The following is a 20,587-nucleotide window of genomic DNA, read 5'->3' on the forward strand; positions in this document are numbered from 1 at the left end:
CTAAAAGAACATGTTTATAGGAGAGCACATGAATACAAGTGACTGGTTAGCATTATTGAAACCTTTAATAGAAAATAAAGCAATTTGGTTGGTAGTAGGGATTGTGATCCTAAACTATCTACACAAAATCATTTTACTTTTCATCGAAAGAAACAAAAACTATGAATTAAAAGATATTGACCAAATGACTGGAGAAAAATTCGAACATTATTTCGCTAACGTATTAAGAAAATCAAATTATAAAAAAGTAAGAGTGACAAAATACCAAGGTGACCAAGGAATTGATGTTTTAGCATATAGTGAAAATCGAAAAATAGGTTATCAATGCAAAAGATATAAGAAAAATGTCGGAAATAAGGCTGTTCAAGAAGCGCATGCTGGGAAAAGTTACTATGACTTGGCTGATGTATACGTGGTTACAAACAGCTATTTCACAAAGTCCGCAAAAGAATTAGCTCATAAAACAGGTGTCTATCTAATTGATCGGGATGAACTTCATAAAATAATAAGAAAAATAACGAATTAGTTGATTAGAATAAATCAATATTTTGTAAAAAAATTAAGAATTTATTTTTCGTAAATAGCAGTGTGAATACTTCTAATAATGTAAAAAAGTGAATAAAACATAAAGTTGAGTAACGTTCTAAATCAGAACCTACTCAGCTTTTTTATTGACATTCTACACGCTAAATATAAATAAATGGGCGCGTATCAAAGCAGAAAGAAAAAGGAATGAGAATATAAAAACAATTATCTTCGGTGAAAATGATGGTTATCTTCAATAGACAAAGAGGCATACATTTTGAGAATACTACACTTCATCGCGTAGAAGTAATTCAATCAGTTATTCAGAATTCAAATGGATATCGTGATTACGGAACAAATGATTTCAATTGGGGTTGTTTATCTAAAAGTTTACGACATACTGGATTATCTGTTGGATTCTTGATTGAATTTGCCAATTACGAGAATTACAGAAAGTCGAAGAAATTATCTAGCAAAATTTAAAGCAGACGAGATGGAACCTGATAAGATTGAAAAACTATGGGAACAAAAAAATAGAATGTTCTACTTGCGCTGGAGTTCACTTCATGGTTTAAGATAGATCATGTAAAGAAAAATAGAGGAGGAAATTGAGATGAAAACAGTCAAATTAAACAATGGTGTAGAAATGCCGCAACTTGGATTCGGAGTGTATCAAATCCCGTTAAATGAAACAGCGGAGGCCGTTTACCAAGCAATCAAGGCAGGATATCGTTTGATTGATACGGCGTCTATTTATGGAAATGAAAAAGAGACAGGGGAAGGCATCAAACGTGCAATTGATGAAAAACTTGTGACGCGTGAAGAACTATTTGTTACGTCAAAACTTTTTATTTTGCAAGCCCCGGAAGCTAAAGCTACTGAAACAATTGAGCAATCACTTACAACTATGGGATTGGATTCTCTAGATCTTTATCTGATTCATCAACCTTACGGAGATATTTATGGCGCATGGAGAGCCATGTGTGCAGCTCAAAAAGCAGGGAAGCTACGAGCGATTGGTATCTCAAACTTTAAATCAGCTAAAATAATTGAATTTGTAGGATTGAATGAAGTGAAACCGCAGATCAATCAAATTGAGGTGAATCCTTGGAATCAGCGAATCAAAGACCAAGAATGGCATGAGAAGTATGATGTACAAGTAGAAGCTTGGGCACCGTTTGCAGAGGGACGACATGATTTGTTTACAAATCCAGTTTTGACTGAAATTGGGGCACAATATGGTAAAACGGTTGGTCAAGTGGTACTTCGTTGGTTAATGCAACGTGGAATTATCGCTTTGGCAAAATCTGTTCGTCCAGAACGAATGGTTGAAAATATTGATATCTTTGATTTTGAATTATCGAAAGAAGATATTAAAAAAATTGCAAGTTTAGATATGAAAGAATCGGCATTTTTCGATCATGACGCACCGCAACAAGTGGAATGGTTTATGAATCGGATGAAAGAGACAGAGAAATAATGAAAAAGATATTGTTCTTAATTTCGTCATTACTGTTTGTATTATCTGGTTGTTTTCAATCGGATAGTACAAAAGTTAATCAAAATAGTAAAGCTATTGTTCTTTATTTTTCTAATAGCAATGTATAGCTTTTTTGAGAAGAACGATTTAGCTAGTAAAACGATTATTCCATTCTCAATTTATGGATGAAGTGGCTTAGCTGGAACCGTTAAAACGGTGGTGAAATTAAGTAAAGAGGCCTCAATTGAGACCAGTAATTTCTTAAGTATCTCGCGCAATGATATACCCAACAGAAGTTAGTTAAAATCTTTACTTTAAACAAAAATATCATCATAAAGGAGTAGAAGGATGGACGTACATAATTGTAATTTAAATATTCATTACTCAGCACCAGATCCTATTTGGGATGAATTAGGATACTTATATAAGCAGATGCCTCATTGGAATGGGGGAGATAATGGTAAGCCTTGTTGGTATGGAGGGGATAACGAAAAATTAATTGAGGTTTCTGTTGAACCAAGTGGTTTAAGTTTTTATGCGAAGCTACCACAGGATGAATGGAATCAATGGTTCGATTTGTTTAAGGAGAAAGCAACAGAAATAATGGGCTATCAGGTTGGGGAGCCAGAAGATGGTTTTGATTTTGTTATTTATGATGAATAAATTCTGTCTATATGAAAGCTACTGCTAAACTTTACTTAATTAAGTTTGGCAGTAGCTTTTTTATTAGGCCATAATTTTATTCTTTTATATCTGTTTGTTTGACTCGTCTTGTTTCTTCTAACAAGATTGAGTTTTTTACTTTGTAATTGTAATTGCTAATATAGTCTTTTGAAAAATTGACTGCATATAAAACATTTAAAAGAAATAAAATCGATTCTTCAGTAGAGAAGTTGCTGATTTTTTATATGGGCGCTCTCTTGAAGAAATGGTAAGGATTGTGTCCATATAATTGCCACCATCACTGGTTAAGCCAATCAACTTCACGCCGTGCTCCTTCATTATTGGAATAAACTTCATTGGTTCTCTGGAAACATCATTGCCTGAGTATGAAATAATAATCGCAACATCATTTTTAGTGAGAGAATGAGCGGTCATCCCGATTTCTCCACTGGAAATAACTTCTACTGATCTCCCAAGATCCCCATCTTACGTCTAAAAATTTTACCAATCAGGTTATTCGGACTGACCCCTAAAATGACAATTCGTCTTGCATTAAGTAACATGTTGACAGCTTATTCAAAACCTCTTCATCAATTTGATCAGCGGTATCTTGAATACTTTCTACTTGAATTGTCGCTATTTTATGAATGATATCAGCATAGGAATCGTTACTTTCAAAAGGGATATTCGGATTAATATCTGAGTAATGAGCTTGTTCGTAGCGGATTTCTTCAATCAAATCCAAAGTAAAATCTTTCCAACCATTAAAGCCAAGTGATTTACCAAAACGAACTAATACAGATTTAGATGAAAAAGTCTGTTCAGCAATTCGTTCCATAGAAATTCTATAAATATCATTTTTATGATCTAAAATAAATTCAGCGATTTGTCTTTTTGAATCATTTTGATTCACCGTATATTCTTCGATTCGTTGGAGCAGTTTCATTGTGTTCAACGTCCTTTCTATAGTCTTCTTATACGGTAAAATAAATTGAAAGTCAATATAAAATAACAAGTTTAAAATTTTGATCTCATTCGCTTCACTTTATTTCACTAAAAAAGAACAAATTGAGTGAATCGTGAAACGTTGGACCAAATGTCCTGTAAAAGATTGTAACCAGACTCAATCAGTTTTATATTAAACATACTTTTTACTTTTCTACACTATAAAAATACGCAAAAAATACAGAATTTGATGAATCTTTAGCTATTTATTTTTTTGCTTCAAAAATACTGACAATCAAAAAAAATTGTGTTACGATAATAAATGAAAAGAGGCAGGAAACCCCGCCTCTCTTGTAGAACCGTTTAAAAGACGGTGACTGTCATTAAATGTTGATTACCATCTAATTACTGGTCAAAGTGAAATTAGATGGTTATTTTTTTGGTTTGTTTTTATCCATTATCAGCACAACTAAAGTTGCAAAAGCAATCATTAGTGTCAATGCTTCAAAAACGGACATGCTTATTCCTTTCTAGGGATAAAGCCAAAAACCATAGGCATCACCCCTTTATCAGAGAGTTAGCCACCATCTTTTTTACTTTTCTACACTATAAAAATACGTAATCTATCCATCAATTGATGATTCTTTTATAATAAACATTAAAAATCAGTCGAAGCGGCCAATTCAGTTTGCTTTTTAAAATCTGCCACGCGTTTTTCCAAGGTTTGAATTGTACTATCCAAGGCTTGTGATCCTAGAACCATCCGTAATGGAGCAGGTTCAATCGCCGCACTTTCAATAATTTTTGTTGCCATTCTTTCTGGATCACCAGCGGCCAATCCATTTACTGGGTCTAACATAGTTAAAAAGGCATGCGCTGGATTATTGTCATATTCAGGCATCAATTCAGTAACTTGTGCACTGCCAGAGTGGAATTCTGTACGTGCATTACCAGGTTCAACAATGGTTACGCCAATATTAAATGGCGCTAATTCTTGAGCGACAGACTCGCAAAAACCTTCGATTCCCCATTTAGTCGCATGATACATAGAATTTCCAGCAAAAGCGACTTGTCCACCATATGAAGAAATTTGAATGATGCGACCAGCTTGTTGCTCACGCATAAAAGGAGTCACAGCACGTATCATTTGAATAGAACCTGTTAAATTAGTTGCGATAATTTTAGCTGCCTCTTGATCCGTTAATTCTTCCGCCGCTCCAAATAAGCCGTAACCAGCATTATTTACCAGCACATCGATTGCGCCATATTTTTCATAGACTTTATCCACTAATTTTTTGATACCAGTTGCATCGGTTACATCTAAAAATTCTCGATCAAAGGTTTCTGGATATTGTGCCATTAAGTCTTGTACAGTTGTATCCTTGCGTACCGTCCCGATAACAGTTTGTCCATTCGCCAATAATTGCTTTGTCAATTCTAAGCCAAATCCACTGCTGATACCAGTATTAGCAAAGATTGTTTTTTCATATTGCATTCCTCCAATTGTTCATTCTGGGGCTAGTTTATCTCTTTAAGTAGACTCTAAGTCAATAAGAAAGTTTGTAAAAGAGGCTAAATTTGTTTTATAATGAAAATGAAGTAGACGAGCTAAGGAATGCGTGGAGGAGGAATGGGGCATGAATATAAAGAAAGTAAGTGAACTAAGTGGGGTGTCTGCAGATACCATCAGGTATTATGAGCGAATTGGGTTAATTCCACCTGTCAAACGTAATGATAATGGGATTCGTAATTTTGATGAAGAAGATTTGCGTTGGATTGTTTTTAGTAGACAAATGAGAAATGCGGGCTTATCTATTGAATCGTTAGTGGAATATTTAACCTTATTTCAAGTGGGCAGTGAAACAGTGCCTGCTCGTAAAGAAATTATTGCAGATCAAATTGAGGAATTGAAAGAAAAAGCCTCGGAATTAAATACAGCTATTGAACGGTTAGAGTTTAAATTAGCCAACTATGATGAGCATATGATCCCAGCTGAAAATGCCTTAAGAGATTTTAATATGAATAGATAATAGCAAATGAATGGCTTCTAAATCGTGTCTTTCTTCTAAATTTTATAGAGGAAGTCTGATTTAGAAGTTTTTTGTTTATTTTAACAAATCCCTTGACTTGGAGTGAACTCCAAGAGCTAAACTGTTGTTGTTAGTAAGAAAAAGTGCTCATTTATGATACTGCTTTTAAATCGAGGAGGAATGCTATGTTAATCAGTCAAACTGCACAGAAGAATCATGATGAATTATTTCCAAACCATGAGTCAGCCTTAGCTAAAACGGATCCAGAATTTATTGAAATTTTTGACAATTTTACGTTCGATGAAGTGTTTCAGTATTCAAACCTAGATGTAAGGTTACGTATGAAAGTAACGCTGGCCTCTTTAATCGCAATGCAATGTGTTAATGAGTACAAAGCAATGATGAATGCAGCTTTAAATGTGGGTGTTTCAGCAGTTGAGATAAAAGAAATTGTCTATCAAGCAGTGCCATATGCCGGTTTAGGGAAGGTGTTCGATTTCTTACACGCGACCAATGAAGTGCTGACCGAAAGAGGCATTTCACTTCCTTTGGAAAAACAAGGAACAACCACCAATGAAAATCGTTATGAAAAAGGCATGGAAGTTGTACGGGAAGTTGCTGGAGATACTGTGGATCAGATGCTCACAACGATGCCGGAAAATCAAAAACATTTTGCTACATTTTTAGCTGATAATTGTTTTGGTGACTATTTTACAAGAAATGGGCTAACATCGAAAGAACGTGAATTACTGATTTTCACAATGCTGGCTTCAATGGGTGGAGCGGATGCACAACTAAAAGGGCATATTCGCAACAATCAGCGTGTTGGCAATGAAAAGCCACTATTGATCGAAACGATTACCGTTCTACTACCATTTATCGGCTATCCAAGAACATTAACGGCATTAAATTGTATCAATGAAATATTACCCGAAGAAAACGAAAAATAAAATAGAGGAGGAAATACAATGGAATATGTAAAATTTGGCAATACAGGAATGGAAGTTTCAAGAATTTGTTTAGGGGCAATGGGCTTTGGTGACCCGAATAGTGGCTTTCACGAGTGGGTTTTAGAAGAGGAAGAAAGTAAAAAAGTTATCAAAAAAGCGTTAGATTTAGGGATTAATTTCTTTGATACTGCCAATGTTTATTCATATGGTGCAAGTGAACGAATTCTTGGTAAGGCACTGAATGAATATGCGAATCGTGATGAAATCGTGGTGGCGACCAAATTATTTACTACCATGAAAAAAGACGTTCCAAACAGTGGTGGACTTTCAAGAAAAGAAATTTTCCATCAAATTGATGCGAGTTTAGAACGTTTAGGGATGGATTATGTTGATTTATACATTATTCATCGTTGGGATTACAACACCCAAATTGAAGAGACGATGGAAGCTTTACATGATGTCGTGAAATCTGGAAAAGCCCGTTATATTGGTGCTTCTGCGATGTTTGCGTGGCAGTTTGCTAAAGCCCAAGCAGTAGCTGAAAAAAATGGTTGGACAAAATTCGTTTCCATGCAAGATCATTTGAATTTGCTATATCGTGAAGAAGAAAGAGAAATGCTACCGTTGTGTGAAGATCAAAAAATTGCGGTGACACCTTATAGTCCATTGGCCTCAGGTCGCTTAACCCGTGATTGGAGCGCGCAAACCAAACGTTTTGAAACAGATAAAACAGCGAGGTCAAAATATGATACAACAGCAGATCAAGATCGTATCATCGTTGAAAGAGTTGCTGAAATTGCGGAAAAACGTGGAGTGGAACGTGTCCAAGTGGCACTTGCTTGGTTGCTTCAAAAAGGGCCAGTTGTCGCACCGATTATTGGCGCAACAAAAGAAAGTCATATGACGAATGCGATTCCTGCATTGGATTTAATTTTGACGGAAGAAGAAGTGCACTATCTAGAAGAACCTTATGTTCCTCATGTCATTGTTGGTCATAAATAAAAAAGAGAGTGATTTAGAAAGAGGGATTTAAGATAAAAATACTAATTTTAGGTGCAGCAGGTCAAATTTCAAAAATGGTTACAGAATTGATTTTAACAGAAACAGATCATGATCTTGTTTTATATGGTCGCAATCTTTCAAGTCGGATTTCTGTGAAAGATCCAACGAGAGAAGTCATTATTGAAGGTGATTTTAATGATCAAGACAAATTGAAAAAAGCCTTAATTGGAGTGGATATTGCGTATTTGAATGATATGAGTTCGCCAGCTGTAACCCAATCAATTGTGAAAGCAATGGAAGATTCAGGGGTAAATTATCTAATAGGAGCGAATGTTTTAGGCATTTACAATGAAGTTGCGGGGGCATTTGGGCGCTGGAATGCTAATATGGTTGGATCAGCTACCCATAGCTATTTAGCAGCAGCAGAAGCGCTAGAGCAGTCTTCGTTAGATTATGTCATTTTAAGATTAACTTGGTTATACAATCAAAAAGGCAATGAAGACTATGACTTGACCCAAAAAGGTGAACCATTCATTGGTGCTCAAGTAACAAGAGAAGCTGTAGCTAGACTGATTATGACGATTATTCATGAGCCAGTTCAGTACGCGAAGACCAGTTTAGGTGTGAGCGAGCCTAATACTGATTGGGCAAAACCTTCTTTTTATTAAGGGTGCACTGCATATGAATAGTAAAGAAATGAGCAAGCAAACCAATACGCCAATCAATACCATTCGTTATTTTGAGCGAATTGGCTTGATTCCACAGGTAAAGAAAAATCATGATGGATTAAGAGAGTTTACTGAAGATGATGCGGGTTGGATTTGTTTCATCAAGCAAATGAGGGAGGTTGGTCTTTCTGTCGAAGGATTGATCGAATATGTAACATTATCGAATCAACCAGAAAGAACAGTCCAAGCTAGAAAAGAACTACTGACTGAACAAAAAAATGAGTTGCAAGAACAAATCAATCGACTAGAAGCAGCAAAGGCTGAACTTCAAAGACGAATAGTAGCGAAATAAATCTAAAAAAAATTCTTTCTCAATCTAAAAAAAAGATCCGTTTATATTTGTGAAAACACTATAAAGAAAGTCAACAGTGCTATTAGCGAAAGAAGTCTTGTATACCAGCCAAAGAGCCTATAGCAACTACCGCGTTGTGATTGATATGGAAACCTTATAAGGTATAAAACGGTTCTTTTAGAAATTCGTTCTGTTTTATTGTAAAATAAACATGTGAACTTAAAAAGGAGAACCACAATGGAATTAAGAGAACTACGTTATTTTTGGACCGTTGCAGAAGAAAGGAATTTTTCTAAAGCAGCACAAGTTTTGCATATTACGCAACCAACTTTAAGTCGACAAATCAAAGAATTTGAAGAGAAATTAGGCACACCGCTTTTTATCCGAGAAAAAAGGCAATTGACTTTAACAGAAGAAGGATATTTTCTGAAAGAGCGAGCTGCTGAGATATTAACCTTAGCTGACCAAACAGAACGTGAATTTGAAGAACAGAGTAAAGGCTTTTTAAGTGGACATTTTTCAATTGGGTGTGTTGAAGCAGATAATTCAGATACGATGGCCATGATGTTGGAGGAATTGGTGAGCGATTATCCTCAAGTGACCTTTAATATTGTTTCGGGGACTAGCGATGATATTAGCGATAAACTGGAAAAGGGCATTTTGGACCTCGCTATTTTATTAGAACCGATTGCTACGCTTAACTTTGAAAAAATTATTTTGCCCAGAGAAGAAAAATGGGGTTTGTTAGTATCTAATGACTCTTTTCTTGCACAAAAAAAAGCTATCTGTCCCAATGATTTAGAAGGAATTCCACTATTAAGTTCTAATCGTTCAGAAGTTCAGTTGATGCTTGAAAGCTGGCTTGATAAGCCGTTAAAATCTTTAAATGTGGTTGGCACGTTTAATTTGATTTTTAATGTTTTTTCTTTAGTGGAAAATCGTGTGGGCTCTGCTTTAACGATTGAAGGCGCAACGACCAATGGGCAACATGAGGGGCTGACATTTGTCCCATTAGTTCCTGAGGTTAAAACAAATTGTGTCCTTGTTTGGAAAAAAAATCGAATTCAAACACCGGCAGTTAAAGAATTTATCCAACGATTTAACGATACTTTTAAGGCATAGCAACTAGTGGATTTAGGCATTAGACGTGTAGAGAAGCAGGTTGTATCATTTACTTGTAAGTAGATGATGCAGCCTGTTTTTGCATAAGTAAAAGATAAAAGAAGGTGATCAAATGACTGCTATCATTTATTTTTCTCGACCTTTTGAAAATTTGGTTGATGGAAAGAAGGAACAGCTGTCTGTTGGAAATACAAAAGTTGCTGCACAAAAAATTGCCGAGATACTCGATGTTGATGATTTTGAACTCATTCCAGAAATAGCCTATTCAAAAGCGTATCAAGCAGTGGTAGCTCAAGCGGAACAGGAAAAAATAACAAACGAGCGACCCAAATATCAACCTGTCTCCCTTAACTTAGCAAAACATCAAACGATTTATCTAGGGTATCCAAATTGGTGGGGGACTTTTCCGATGATCGTCGCAACTTTTTTAGAGGAAAATGATGTATCAGAAAAAAATATTTATCCTTTTTGCACCCATGAAGGCAGTGGAATGGGCAATAGTATCACTGATCTAAAGAAATTATGTCCTAATTCAACCATCCATATTGGGTTACCTATTCGTGGTTCTAGAGTTGAAAAATCAGATACCGCAATCAAAAATTGGTTACAACATGAACCATCAGAAAACAAAGGAATTGGAGGAATAACAAATGGCAAAATTTGAAGAAGTAAAAAATGGTGTGATTTTTCCAGTGGGAGAAAAAAATGACGCATATGCGCAATACTTTATTGGTCAAAGCTATTTAAAGAATTTAATTGCAGATCCCGAAGTTAATGTAGGAGTAGGAAATGTCACATTCGAACCTGGTTGTCGCAATAACTGGCATATTCACCATGATGGTTTCCAACTGTTATTAGTAACGGGTGGCGAAGGCTGGTATCAAGAAGAGGGGAAGCCAGCGCAATTTTTAACTGCTGGAGATGTGATTGTTACTCATGATGGCGTGAAACATTGGCATGGTGCCGCAAAAAATAGCTGGTTTGAACATTTAGCAATTACAGCTGGTACGCCAGAATGGTTAGAATCTGTTTCAGATGAATTATACAATCAATTATAAAAATGAATAAAAGATGGGAGTCCTACCTAATGAAAAAACAAACAGCAGGAAGAGATCAATTAGGTGCATTTGCACCAAAATTTGCAGAATTAAATGATGATTTATTATTTGGTGAAGTTTGGTCTAGAGAAGAACAACTTTCGCCGCGTGATCGTAGCTTGATTACTTGTGCAAGCTTATTAACGCAAGACGTACCCCAATTAGAAGCCCATATGAACATCGCCAAACAAAATGGGGTGACAAAAGAAGAAATGGTGGAATTAATCACTCATTTAGCTTTTTATACAGGATGGCCAAAAGCATGGTCCGCGTTTGCTCTAGCAAAAGAAATTTTTGGTGAATAAAAATACGGACTATATTTTGCGTATTTTAAAGGAGACAACTTAGTGAATAAACTAACCAAGTTTTCATTATTATCTGTGTCATTACTTGTGGTATCGGGTGGCGCAATCGCTGCGAATATTCCAGCGATTATGACAGCTTATCCGACGATCAATCCTACTTTAGTAGAATTAATTACCACAATCCCTTCTTTGTTTATTATCTTAACCGTGCCATTTAGCCATATATTCGCTAAGAAATTTGGGTACAAGTTATCTGTACAGATTGGTATTGGTATTGTTTTAGGTACAGGGATTATACCTGTCTTTGTACAGTCCTTTTGGTTTTTATTTTTCAGCAGAATATTATTTGGGATTGGGATTGGATTATTTAATCCGCTACTCTTTTCTCTAGCTGGAAAAATGTACCAAGGAAAAGAACGTTCATCTGTGATTGGCTTTCAAAGTGCATTCGAAGGAATTGGCGGTATGGTCATTACGTTTACAGTAGGTCAATTGCTGGTAATGAACTGGCGGAGTTCGTTTTTAGCTTATCTGTTAGCTTTACCGATTTTACTTCTATTTTCATCTTTTGTACCAGATGTTGCTCTTGAAAATGAGGAGAATAAGAGCAAAACAAAGAATCAGACAATCAATCCTTCAAAATATGGCTACATCGCTTTATTGATTCTAGTTGTAACAATTTATATGTCTGTTACCGTCAAAATCACCTCTTTGCTTCTTGAAAAAGGTTTTGGAAATGCAACAGATGGTAGTAATTTAATTGCCTTGGTAGGTTTAGGTGCCATGACCGCCGGTGCATTATTTGGGTCAATTGTTACAATAACAAAAAAATGGACATTACCACTATCCTTTTTTGTCTTAAGTTTATCAATGTTTGTGATTGCCTCTTCTCAAAATTTAGTGTCAATTTCAATTGCTGTAGTATTGTGCGGTTTTTCTTTCCGCACCTTTATCCCATATTTGTTTAATGAGGTGAATCAAGATACGAATGGCCAGTCAGAAAAGAGTACATCTTTGCTATTGATAGGCTTCAATATTGGCGCGGCTTTTTCTCCAATTTCGATTTCTCTATTAGGCAATATCCTTCCTTCTAACGAAAACACGGACATTTTTATGGTAGAAGGTATGATCATGATGTTGCTAGCTTTTTGTACTGTAATCAGCACCATAACAAAAAAACAAAAAATCAATGGAGGCAAGTAAAAATGATGAAAAAACCAAAAATTATTTGCCATATGTTGACTTCTATCAATGGAAAAATTAGCGGTGGTTATATGAGTTCAAAATATGCCATTGCTGGTGGTGAAACTTATGAAACAACCAATGACAGCTACCTTAGCCAAGCGTGGTTATGTGGAAGAGTTACGATGGAAAAGAATTTTACTAATTTCAATAAACCTGAGTTGAAAGAAATAAAAACACCTTATCCTAGAACGGATTATGTTGCACAAGCAAAGGACCAAATGTATATTGTTTCAGCTGATCCTTCTGGTAAAGTTGGCTGGATTGAAAACACCGTTCAATACGAAAATCGTCCAGAAGCCCACGTTATTGAAATTTTAACGGATAAAGCTAGTGATGAGTATATTGCTTATCTTCGAGAGCGACAAATCTCTTATATTTTTGCTGGACAAGAATTGATTGATTGTACACTTGCTTCAGAAAAATTATTGGTTTTATTTGGGATCAAAACATTAATGGTATCAGGTGGTGCTTATATCAATTGGTCATTTTTACAAGAGGGATTGATTGATGAAGTGAGTATTGTGATGACACCAGCAACTGATGGACGAACAGATACCAATACAATTTTTGAAAGAGCAGATAGCCTGCCCGAAATAGCACCAGTTGGGTTTAAATTAAAATCAGTCGATATCATCGAAGAAGATACGCTATGGTTGAGATATAGCGTGTGTAAATAAAAAAATAAAAAGGAGTCAACTTTATGAATAACAATATAAAAGATAAAGTTATAGTTATCACAGGTGCCTCATCTGGAATCGGAGAAGCAACAGCTCAACTATTGATTGAGAATGGTGCAAAGGTGGTTTTAGGTGCTAGGAGAGAAGAACGGTTGAAAAAACTCGTGAAAAAATTTGGTGATAATAGTGTTTATGCTGTGACAGATGTTCGTAACCTAAAAGAGGTAGAAACACTTGTGCAAGTTGCTAAAGAAAAATTTGGTAAGGTTGATGTTTTATTTGCAAATGCTGGGATTATGCCTGCTTCAAATATGAGTGAATTGAAAACAAACGAGTGGTATGACATGGTTGATATTAACATCAATGGGATGCTTAATTCATTAGCAGCAGTGTTACCAGAATTCACAGCCTAAAAGTCAGGTCACGTGATTACAACAAGTTCGATTGCGGGACTTAAGGTTTTCCCTGGTAACAGTGTGTATACTGGAACGAAACATGCAGTACGTGCTATTATGGATGGTTTTCGCATGGAATCTGCAATGGAAGGAACGAATATTCGCACAACCACTCTTTATCCAGAGCAATTGCAACTGAATTGCTAGAAACGATTTCCACACCAGAAGTAAAAAGCGGGATGGAACAATTCTATCAAATTGCAATTACTCCAGATGCAGTGGCGCAAACTGTTCTATTTGCGATATCTCAGCCAGAATCAGTCGGTATTACTGAAATGACAATTTTACCTTCGAAGCAAGCATAGCAGTAACACACTAAAATATTAAAACTTTGGAATGCAATTTTACTTAGGATAGTTGTTCAAATCATACTGACCACCAATCCTATTAATTTTAAAACTAATAGGATTGGTGGTTTAATAAATTTAGGAATATGAAATGAATTAGCTATAAATTTGAATCTATTGGGTACTTAAGAATCTACAGGTACTAAAAAGCTACTGTTTTGACACATGTAGATATTAATTATAATTTTACCTTAAAAGTGAGTACCAACCTGATAAAGTGTTCTGACAGTTCTCGATAACAATCTAAATCAAGTTCCCCTTTTTTGGGTGGATTCTTTTAAGTAACAGTTTGATTCCTCCTTCAACCACTCAAAAATCCTGAGATTTTTTTGTGGTTGCGTTTTCAAAAAATCTGTGCTAACATAAAGTCAATTAATAACAGGCATGTGACTGGTAATGCAGGCAGGACCTAAATAAAGCATTTTTCAACAGATTGAGTTTGATTCTGGTGAGTGTTTTATTTAGTTTCTGTCTGTTTTTTGCGTAAAATTTGGCCAATTTTGCGTAACTAATTATGAAGGAGAAAAAGTGATGAACTATAAAGAAACTGCTGTATCGATCTTAAAATGGATCGGCGGGAAAGAAAATGTCTCTCATCTTGAACATTGCTCAACACGGTTACGTTTTACCTTAAAAGATGATTCTCTTGTAGATGTTGAAAAACTCGAAAAGGTCGAGGGGGTGATCGGCGTACGTCAAAATGTTCAGTGTCAAGTCATTATCGGGAATGATGTTGTAGAAGTTTATGATGAAATGAAAGCTCTTCTTGGGGAATTGCCAGCAGATGATAGTCAGAAGAGAAAACAAAAAATAGGATCTGTAATACTTGATTTTATCATCTCTATTTTTCAACCCTTAGTTCCTGCCATCGCAGGTGGAGGTGTTCTAAAATCATTATTATTGCTTGCCTCTGTGACGGGATTAATGAGTGATCAAAGCCAATCGTATCAAATTCTTAATTTAATTGGCGGTGCGCCATTATATTTTCTACCTATTTTAGTTGCAATGACAACAGCAAATAAATTGAAAGTGAATCAACTGGTTGCTGTATCGGCAGTGGGTGCCTTGATTTTGCCAGATATGTCTACGATGTTAGCAGGAGGCACCGATTTTCTTGGCTTTGATGTAACGAATATTGCGTATGCGTCACAGGTCTTCCCAGCAATTTTAACAGTGTTGTTTTATGCGCAAATTGAAAAATTATTTACAAGATATTCGCCAAAACCGATTCGAATATTCTTTGTTCCAATGATGAGTCTATTGATTACAGTTCCAATTGCGTTACTTATTTTAGGCCCATTAGGATACAATGTAGGAACTGTTTTTTCAACGGTGATTGTTTGGTTGTATACTCATTTTGGGTGGGTAGCGACTGGTGTCTTAGCTGCTGTTTTACCTTTCATGGTTGTGACAGGTATGCACAAGGCTATGATTCCTTATGCTGTATCTTCTATGAGCGAAATTGGTGCTGAATTACTCTATTTACCTGCTTCTTTAGCGCATAACATTGCTGAATCTGGTGCTTGTTTTGCTGTGAGTATCAAGACGAAGGATCAAAAATTGCGTTCTACTGCAATATCAGCAGGAATATCTGCGTTGTTCGGTATTACGGAACCAGCATTGTATGGTGTGACGATCTTAAATAAGCGCGTATTGTATAGCGTAATGTTTGCCAGTTTAGTTGGTGGCGGTTTTGCCGGAATTATGGCAATCAAAGGATTTGCGTTAGTTGGTCCGGGATTAGCTAGTATTACAATGTTTGTAGACAAAGCAAATTCAATGAATTTAATTTGGGCATTTGTTACATTGGGGATTTCGTTTATTGTTGGATTCTTATCGGTATTATTTATTTATAGGGATGAAGTGGCTTTAGAAAAGGCAGATGGGATGGAAGTTGTGTCTGAATCCGATACGGAACAGCTGATTAGTCCAGTTTCTGGCAAAGTAATTTCTTTGTCGGAAGTGAAGGATGATGTTTTTTCAAGTGGATTAATTGGTGAAGGACTTGCAATTATTCCAGAAGACAATTGTTTAGTAGCACCAGAATCAGGTGAGGTTACGATGGTATTCGAAACAAAGCATGCATTAGGCTTGAAAACAAATAATGGAGCAGAAATTCTATTTCATATTGGTTTAAACACAGTTCAATTAGGCGGTGAGGGTTTTGAAACGTTTGTCAAAGTTGGCGATAAGGTTGTCAAAGGACAGAAGCTGATTACTTTTGATTTAGCTAAAATCAAGTCTGCCGGACTTGATCCGACGGTCGTGTGTGTTGTAACGAATAAAGAAGCCTATCATATGAAATTATTGCATCATTTAGAAAGGGTGACAAATCAGACAAACGTATTGTCTATTGCCCCACTTAGGTAGATGAACAGTTTTTTTTTAGTCGAAGTCGATTGAGTTCTTTCAACTCTAAAATTAGGAGGATATTATGCAAAATAAGAAGACATTTCCAAACGATTTTTTATGGGGCGGTGCAATCGCTGCAAATCAGGTAGAAGGAGGCTGGAACCTCGATGGTAAGGGCTTATCTGTAGCGGATATCGCAAGTTATAAACCAGATGTTGATAATAAAGACTATGCGGCTCATATGGATATTTCTACTGCAACAATAGAAGCTGCGATGGCAGATGAAACGGATAAATGGTATCCTAAACGTCGTGGTATTGATTTTTATCACCGTTATAAAGAAGATTTGGCTTTATTTAGTGAGCTGGGCTTTAAGACATTACGCTTATCGATTGCTTGGACTAGACTTTTTCCCACAGGAGAAGAAGAATATCCAAATGAAAAAGGAATTGTATTTTATCAAGCGGTATTTAAAGAGATGAAACGTCTCGGGATTATACCAATCGTTACATTGTCACACTACGAGATGCCATTAGCACTTAGTTTAAATTATAATGGCTGGGTCAACCGTCGAGTAATTGATGATTTTGTCCGATTTGCGACAGTTTGTTTTGAAGAATTTGGAGAGTATGTAGAGTATTGGTTAACATTCAATGAGATCGATAGTATTCACCGGCACCCGTTTACAACGGCTGGAATTGTGCCGGATAAGTGTACACCTGGAAAAGAAGAACAAGAGATTTATCAAGCCCTGCATCATCAATTTGTTGCCAGTGCTTTGGTTACCAAAGTTGCACATGAAAAAAATCCCAACAACAAAATTGGGTGTATGCTGACAAAATTAATGACCTATCCCTTAACTTGTGCGCCAATCGATGTAGAATTAACATTAAAGAAAAATCTTGAAAATAATTTTTATACAGATGTCCAAGTTAAAGGTGAATATCCTAAAATGATCGAAACAGCATTGAAAAATAATGGGATCAATATTGAAATAACTGATGAAGAACGGCAAATTTTAAAAGAAAATACAGTTGATTTTCTGTCATTTAGTTATTATATGTCAATGGCAGAATCTGGTGACCCAAATGCTGAAAGAACACCTGGAAATACGGTTTTAGGCGTTAAAAATCCTTATCTACCATCAACTGACTGGGGCTGGCAAATTGATCCAAAAGGATTGAAAATTGCATTGATCGAATTGTATGATCGCTACAATGTACCCTTAATGATCGTAGAAAATGGCATGGGATCAGTGGATATCGTGGAAGATGGTGCCATTCATGATCCTTATCGAGTTGAATATTTTAAAGAACATTTTAAGCAAATGAAAGAAGCAATCGATGAAGGGGTCGATTTAATAGGCTACACTAGCTGGGCACCAATCGATTTAGTAAGTGCAGGAACATCGCAAATGTCAAAACGTTATGGCTTTATTTATGTTGATGCGGATGATGAAGGGAATGGCACATATGACCGTTCAAAAAAAGATTCTTTTGATTGGTATCAAGAAGTGATAGCAACTAATGGAGCAAGTTTAGTGGAGTAGGAAGCAAGGAGTTGGTTTCGATGATTTTGGTGAAAAAAGTGCTGAATACAAGCGTTGTCCTTGTTGAAAAAGAAGGGCAAGAGATGATTGCATTAGGAAAAGGGATTGGTTATGACAAGAAAATCGGTGACGTTATTTCTGACTCTTCTGTTGATAAAATTTTCTTGCCAATCGAAGAGAAAAAGTCTTCTCAATTTGCTGAGTTAGTGGCTGAAATTCCAATGAAATTTTTTGAAATAACGAAAGAAGTTGTCTCAATTGCAGAAGGAGCGCTAGATTATAAATTGAATACCAGTATTTATTTAACTCTGTCAGATCATTTGCATTTTGCGGTTGAACGGAGTGAAAAAGGATTAAATAGTTCCAATCGTTTATACTGGGAAATCAAAAATTACTATCCAAAAGAATTTCATATTGGCGAGATTGCGCTTGAGCAAATGAAGGCAAATTATCAAATCGAACTACCAAATGAAGAAGCATCTAATATTGCTTTTCACTTGATTAATGCGCAATCAGGAAATCACGAGGACCAAGATGGCTTAAAAAAAGCAAAATTAGTAGGGACAATCGTTAATATGGTGAGGTATTCGTTGGGACAAGAAATCGATACGAATTCGGTTCATTATTCTCGTTTTATCACGCATGTTCGTTTTTTCGTTGATCGATTTTTTTCCAATGCTCTGCTCCAAGAGAAAGAAGATGAATTGTATCGCCAAATGTGGTCACTTTACCCTGTTGCAATGGAAAGTGCAACAAAAGTAAAAAAATATGTTGATCAAACCTACCACACGCGGATACCAGAAAATGAAATTGTCTACTTAGGTGTCCATATCAATCGATTGATGAATCATTCAGCGATTAATACCGATTGATTTTTTATTAGAAGTACATTACGTATTTAAAAGAAGTGAAAGAAGGTATAGATATTGGATCGTCAATATTTATACCTTTTTTTATGTTAACTAAATAGGCTTGTTTCACAAATTATACCAGTAAAATGTATAGTGAGAAGTATCTTTACAATTAACGATAGTGATTGTTATTTGACGAAAAATAAAACACCAATAACCTCGAAATTTACTTGACAATTGTGTAGATATTCTCAATAATATAAGTGGCTGCGAGTAATGGAGATGTCTAATGAATAATACAAAAATAGGCAAAAAGACTAATCAAATGTACTCTATTGGTGAAGTTGCGAAATTGTGTAATGTTTCCCGCAAAACATTACGCTTTTATGAGCAATTAGGATTATTAAAACCAGATCATGTAAGTAACGAAAATGGTTATCGGTATTACACCGAAGAAACAATGAATAGTATTCCTGTAATCAAATACTATAAACAGATGGGCTTTAAGTTGCAGGAAATGAAAGGGGTTCAGCAAACAGGAGATTATTTCTATCAAGAAAATATATTCTTAACAAAATTAGAGGAATTAAAGCTTGAAGAAAGAAGAATTCGCAATAGCTATACTGCAGTTTCAGATTGGTTAGGCTTAATCAGAGAAGGAACGTTAGCCAGTGAAAACAGCATTCAAAGTGTGAACGTCAAGTATTTTGAGCAAGAAAACTACGTATTTTTGGAGCAAGAGTTTTGTCATAACTACATGGATGCGGTAATCAATATTCCTTGGGTTAACTATTTAGAAGAACACAACTGTGCAATCACAGGGCCGGTTATTCTTCGATTTGAAGATTGTGAATCTAGTAATTTTCAAGGTTCAAAAATGATGATAATGCAAAAACCAATTGGTATACCAAACCCTAAGATACCAAAAAGAATGATAGGTGGCCAAATGTTTTTGTCTAGTTATCATATTGGTGATCTGGCTAAACTTTCATATCAATACAAAAAGATGAAAACTTGGGCAAAAGAAAATAACTATCAATGTAAAAATGAGGTATATCAACGCTATGTCATTGATTATTGGTCAACTATGAATGTGGATAATTTTGTTGTTGAGTTACTGATTCCCGCAGAGAAAATTAGAACATAGGTAGTGAGAGGAACAAGTGGACTGAAGAGTAGATCACTAATGTTCCTCTTTATTGTGAATGCAAAAACAAAAGGTTCCCCCTTAGGGGAACCTTTTGTTTTTGTTATTAAATATATTTTATTCGTTCATAATATAGTGTTTTTGTCTATTTTGAAGTTATTAAATGATTATGATGATAGAAATTAAAAGCAATTGGAAATTATTTGTAACGAGCTACTATTTTTTTATGTGAAAAAATGATCATGAGGTGTATCAATTCAAATCCTGTTATTAAAATCAAGAATTAGAATTAGAATAATTATCACTGCCGATTAAGTAAATATTATAGCGCTAATAGTAAAGATTATTCTTAATTAAAAAAGCTAATTGAGAATAGTATTTGTATTAGTACAGATAGTTCTGTGTTATATACAGAAAAGAAATAAAAAAATAGATTGACTACGCCCTTAAGGTCATCCAATATGATGGATTTGTCAATAAAGAAAGCGTTTTTTAATTTGAAAATGAGAGGAAGAAAGAAATGAAACATGATGCATTAGGAATGGTAGAAACTAAAGGAATGATTGGTTCGATCGAAGCAGCAGATGCAATGGTAAAAGCTGCTAATGTTTCACTAATTGGTAAAGAATTTGTTGGTGGTGGGATTGTAACCGTGATGGTCAGAGGTGATGTAGGTGCGGTAAAAGCTGCCACGGATGCTGGTGCAGCTGCAGCTGAACGCGTTGGAGAGTTATTATCCGTACATGTTATTCCACGCCCGCACAGTGAAGTTGAAAATATTCTGCCAAATAGATAATTGAAAAATAACAATTGAGGAGAAATAGA

23 protein-coding genes and 1 pseudogene are annotated in these 20,587 nt (G+C 35.6%); 20 read left to right on the plus strand and 4 right to left on the minus strand.

Annotated elements, in window-relative coordinates:
• Positions 1–28 precede the first annotated feature (28 nt).
• From IGJ50_RS06240 to IGJ50_RS06250, 3 genes are all read left to right on the plus strand, one after another.
• Complete coding sequence (locus IGJ50_RS06240) at positions 29–526, plus strand: restriction endonuclease (RefSeq protein WP_429949462.1); 498 nt, start codon at positions 29–31, stop codon at positions 524–526.
• A gap of 612 nt (positions 527–1,138) precedes the next feature.
• Positions 1,139–2,005: an aldo/keto reductase gene (locus IGJ50_RS06245; RefSeq protein WP_429949464.1), complete on the plus strand. Its 867-nt coding sequence runs from the start codon at positions 1,139–1,141 to the stop codon at positions 2,003–2,005.
• Between the two features lie 348 nt (positions 2,006–2,353).
• Positions 2,354–2,668: a hypothetical protein gene (locus IGJ50_RS06250; RefSeq protein WP_429949466.1), complete on the plus strand. Its 315-nt coding sequence runs from the start codon at positions 2,354–2,356 to the stop codon at positions 2,666–2,668.
• 195 nt (positions 2,669–2,863) lie between these two features.
• Here IGJ50_RS06250 and IGJ50_RS06255 read toward each other — a convergent pair whose 3' ends face one another.
• The 4 genes from IGJ50_RS06255 to IGJ50_RS06270 form a co-directional block, all read right to left on the minus strand.
• Complete coding sequence (locus IGJ50_RS06255; RefSeq protein ID WP_429949467.1) at positions 2,864–3,103, minus strand: hypothetical protein; 240 nt, start codon at positions 3,101–3,103, stop codon at positions 2,864–2,866.
• Between the two features lie 94 nt (positions 3,104–3,197).
• Positions 3,198–3,614 carry a MurR/RpiR family transcriptional regulator gene (locus IGJ50_RS06260; protein ID WP_429949468.1) on the minus strand — a complete coding sequence of 139 codons (417 nt, stop codon included), beginning with the start codon at positions 3,612–3,614 and terminating at the stop codon, positions 3,198–3,200.
• A 430-nt stretch (positions 3,615–4,044) separates the two neighbouring features.
• Positions 4,045–4,131: a putative holin-like toxin gene (locus IGJ50_RS06265; RefSeq protein ID WP_429950036.1), complete on the minus strand. Its 87-nt coding sequence runs from the start codon at positions 4,129–4,131 to the stop codon at positions 4,045–4,047.
• A 140-nt stretch (positions 4,132–4,271) separates the two neighbouring features.
• A complete protein-coding gene (locus IGJ50_RS06270) occupies positions 4,272–5,108 on the minus strand; it encodes an SDR family oxidoreductase (RefSeq protein WP_429949470.1) in 837 nt (278 codons plus the stop codon).
• Positions 5,109–5,250: 142 nt separating this feature from the next.
• On the opposite strand from IGJ50_RS06270, the gene IGJ50_RS06275 reads away from it, so the two are divergent.
• The 17 genes and pseudogenes from IGJ50_RS06275 to IGJ50_RS06355 all read left to right on the plus strand — a co-directional run bounded on the left by IGJ50_RS06275 (position 5,251) and on the right by IGJ50_RS06355 (position 20,558).
• A complete protein-coding gene (locus IGJ50_RS06275) occupies positions 5,251–5,643 on the plus strand; it encodes a MerR family transcriptional regulator (RefSeq protein WP_429949472.1) in 393 nt (130 codons plus the stop codon).
• A gap of 185 nt (positions 5,644–5,828) precedes the next feature.
• Positions 5,829–6,593: a carboxymuconolactone decarboxylase family protein gene (locus IGJ50_RS06280; protein WP_429949474.1), complete on the plus strand. Its 765-nt coding sequence runs from the start codon at positions 5,829–5,831 to the stop codon at positions 6,591–6,593.
• 18 nt (positions 6,594–6,611) lie between these two features.
• Complete coding sequence (locus tag IGJ50_RS06285) at positions 6,612–7,595, plus strand: aldo/keto reductase (RefSeq protein WP_429949475.1); 984 nt, start codon at positions 6,612–6,614, stop codon at positions 7,593–7,595.
• Positions 7,596–7,639: 44 nt separating this feature from the next.
• Complete coding sequence (locus IGJ50_RS06290; protein WP_429950038.1) at positions 7,640–8,263, plus strand: NAD(P)H-binding protein; 624 nt, start codon at positions 7,640–7,642, stop codon at positions 8,261–8,263.
• 13 nt (positions 8,264–8,276) lie between these two features.
• On the plus strand, positions 8,277–8,615 hold the full coding sequence (locus IGJ50_RS06295; protein ID WP_069639900.1) for a MerR family transcriptional regulator: 339 nt from the start codon (positions 8,277–8,279) through the stop codon (positions 8,613–8,615).
• Positions 8,616–8,852: 237 nt separating this feature from the next.
• Positions 8,853–9,737: a LysR family transcriptional regulator gene (locus IGJ50_RS06300; RefSeq protein ID WP_429949477.1), complete on the plus strand. Its 885-nt coding sequence runs from the start codon at positions 8,853–8,855 to the stop codon at positions 9,735–9,737.
• A 112-nt stretch (positions 9,738–9,849) separates the two neighbouring features.
• Complete coding sequence (locus IGJ50_RS06305) at positions 9,850–10,401, plus strand: flavodoxin (protein WP_429949478.1); 552 nt, start codon at positions 9,850–9,852, stop codon at positions 10,399–10,401.
• Positions 10,388–10,795, plus strand: coding sequence for a cupin domain-containing protein (locus tag IGJ50_RS06310; protein ID WP_429949480.1), 408 nt, complete (start codon positions 10,388–10,390; stop codon positions 10,793–10,795). The genes IGJ50_RS06305 and IGJ50_RS06310 overlap by 14 nt, the downstream gene beginning before the upstream one ends.
• Positions 10,796–10,824: 29 nt before the next feature.
• The gene (locus IGJ50_RS06315) at positions 10,825–11,139 is read left to right on the plus strand and encodes a carboxymuconolactone decarboxylase family protein (RefSeq protein ID WP_429949481.1); all 315 of its coding nucleotides are present in this window, start codon (positions 10,825–10,827) and stop codon (positions 11,137–11,139) included.
• A 42-nt stretch (positions 11,140–11,181) separates the two neighbouring features.
• Positions 11,182–12,342, plus strand: coding sequence for an MFS transporter (locus tag IGJ50_RS06320; RefSeq protein WP_429949483.1), 1,161 nt, complete (start codon positions 11,182–11,184; stop codon positions 12,340–12,342).
• Between the two features lie 2 nt (positions 12,343–12,344).
• Positions 12,345–13,061: a dihydrofolate reductase family protein gene (locus tag IGJ50_RS06325; RefSeq protein ID WP_429949485.1), complete on the plus strand. Its 717-nt coding sequence runs from the start codon at positions 12,345–12,347 to the stop codon at positions 13,059–13,061.
• Positions 13,062–13,084: 23 nt separating this feature from the next.
• A pseudogene (locus IGJ50_RS06330) lies at positions 13,085–13,821 on the plus strand (SDR family oxidoreductase).
• A gap of 573 nt (positions 13,822–14,394) precedes the next feature.
• A complete protein-coding gene (locus tag IGJ50_RS06335; protein WP_429949487.1) occupies positions 14,395–16,233 on the plus strand; it encodes a beta-glucoside-specific PTS transporter subunit IIABC in 1,839 nt (612 codons plus the stop codon).
• 64 nt (positions 16,234–16,297) lie between these two features.
• Complete coding sequence (locus IGJ50_RS06340; RefSeq protein ID WP_429949489.1) at positions 16,298–17,764, plus strand: glycoside hydrolase family 1 protein; 1,467 nt, start codon at positions 16,298–16,300, stop codon at positions 17,762–17,764.
• Positions 17,765–17,784: 20 nt separating this feature from the next.
• Positions 17,785–18,636 (plus strand): PRD domain-containing protein, encoded by an 852-nt coding sequence (locus IGJ50_RS06345; RefSeq protein ID WP_207121352.1) that lies wholly within the window; start codon positions 17,785–17,787, stop codon positions 18,634–18,636.
• Between the two features lie 268 nt (positions 18,637–18,904).
• The gene (locus tag IGJ50_RS06350) at positions 18,905–19,762 is read left to right on the plus strand and encodes a MerR family transcriptional regulator (RefSeq protein WP_429949491.1); all 858 of its coding nucleotides are present in this window, start codon (positions 18,905–18,907) and stop codon (positions 19,760–19,762) included.
• Positions 19,763–20,282: 520 nt separating this feature from the next.
• A complete protein-coding gene (locus IGJ50_RS06355; RefSeq protein WP_069639910.1) occupies positions 20,283–20,558 on the plus strand; it encodes a BMC domain-containing protein in 276 nt (91 codons plus the stop codon).
• Positions 20,559–20,587: the final 29 nt, after the last annotated feature.

This window comes from Enterococcus sp. AZ101 (assembly GCF_050499005.1).
Classification (GTDB): domain Bacteria; phylum Bacillota; class Bacilli; order Lactobacillales; family Enterococcaceae; genus Enterococcus_L; species Enterococcus_L ureilyticus.

Bases quoted from the DNA above. Each gene is read 5' to 3' on its own strand.
- IGJ50_RS06240 (WP_429949462.1), top strand. From the start codon at position 29: ATGAATACAAGTGACTGGTTAGCATTATTGAAACCTTTAATAGAAAAT.
- IGJ50_RS06245 (WP_429949464.1), top strand. From the start codon at position 1,139: ATGAAAACAGTCAAATTAAACAATGGTGTAGAAATGCCGCAACTTGGA.
- IGJ50_RS06250 (WP_429949466.1), top strand. From the start codon at position 2,354: ATGGACGTACATAATTGTAATTTAAATATTCATTACTCAGCACCAGAT.
- IGJ50_RS06255 (WP_429949467.1), bottom strand. From the start codon at position 3,103: ATGACCGCTCATTCTCTCACTAAAAATGATGTTGCGATTATTATTTCA.
- IGJ50_RS06260 (WP_429949468.1), bottom strand. From the start codon at position 3,614: ATGAAACTGCTCCAACGAATCGAAGAATATACGGTGAATCAAAATGAT.
- IGJ50_RS06265 (WP_429950036.1), bottom strand. From the start codon at position 4,131: ATGTCCGTTTTTGAAGCATTGACACTAATGATTGCTTTTGCAACTTTA.
- IGJ50_RS06270 (WP_429949470.1), bottom strand. From the start codon at position 5,108: ATGCAATATGAAAAAACAATCTTTGCTAATACTGGTATCAGCAGTGGA.
- IGJ50_RS06275 (WP_429949472.1), top strand. From the start codon at position 5,251: ATGAATATAAAGAAAGTAAGTGAACTAAGTGGGGTGTCTGCAGATACC.
- IGJ50_RS06280 (WP_429949474.1), top strand. From the start codon at position 5,829: ATGTTAATCAGTCAAACTGCACAGAAGAATCATGATGAATTATTTCCA.
- IGJ50_RS06285 (WP_429949475.1), top strand. From the start codon at position 6,612: ATGGAATATGTAAAATTTGGCAATACAGGAATGGAAGTTTCAAGAATT.
- IGJ50_RS06295 (WP_069639900.1), top strand. From the start codon at position 8,277: ATGAATAGTAAAGAAATGAGCAAGCAAACCAATACGCCAATCAATACC.
- IGJ50_RS06300 (WP_429949477.1), top strand. From the start codon at position 8,853: ATGGAATTAAGAGAACTACGTTATTTTTGGACCGTTGCAGAAGAAAGG.
- IGJ50_RS06305 (WP_429949478.1), top strand. From the start codon at position 9,850: ATGACTGCTATCATTTATTTTTCTCGACCTTTTGAAAATTTGGTTGAT.
- IGJ50_RS06310 (WP_429949480.1), top strand. From the start codon at position 10,388: ATGGCAAAATTTGAAGAAGTAAAAAATGGTGTGATTTTTCCAGTGGGA.
- IGJ50_RS06315 (WP_429949481.1), top strand. From the start codon at position 10,825: ATGAAAAAACAAACAGCAGGAAGAGATCAATTAGGTGCATTTGCACCA.
- IGJ50_RS06325 (WP_429949485.1), top strand. From the start codon at position 12,345: ATGATGAAAAAACCAAAAATTATTTGCCATATGTTGACTTCTATCAAT.
- IGJ50_RS06335 (WP_429949487.1), top strand. From the start codon at position 14,395: ATGAACTATAAAGAAACTGCTGTATCGATCTTAAAATGGATCGGCGGG.
- IGJ50_RS06340 (WP_429949489.1), top strand. From the start codon at position 16,298: ATGCAAAATAAGAAGACATTTCCAAACGATTTTTTATGGGGCGGTGCA.
- IGJ50_RS06345 (WP_207121352.1), top strand. From the start codon at position 17,785: ATGATTTTGGTGAAAAAAGTGCTGAATACAAGCGTTGTCCTTGTTGAA.
- IGJ50_RS06350 (WP_429949491.1), top strand. From the start codon at position 18,905: ATGAATAATACAAAAATAGGCAAAAAGACTAATCAAATGTACTCTATT.
- IGJ50_RS06355 (WP_069639910.1), top strand. From the start codon at position 20,283: ATGAAACATGATGCATTAGGAATGGTAGAAACTAAAGGAATGATTGGT.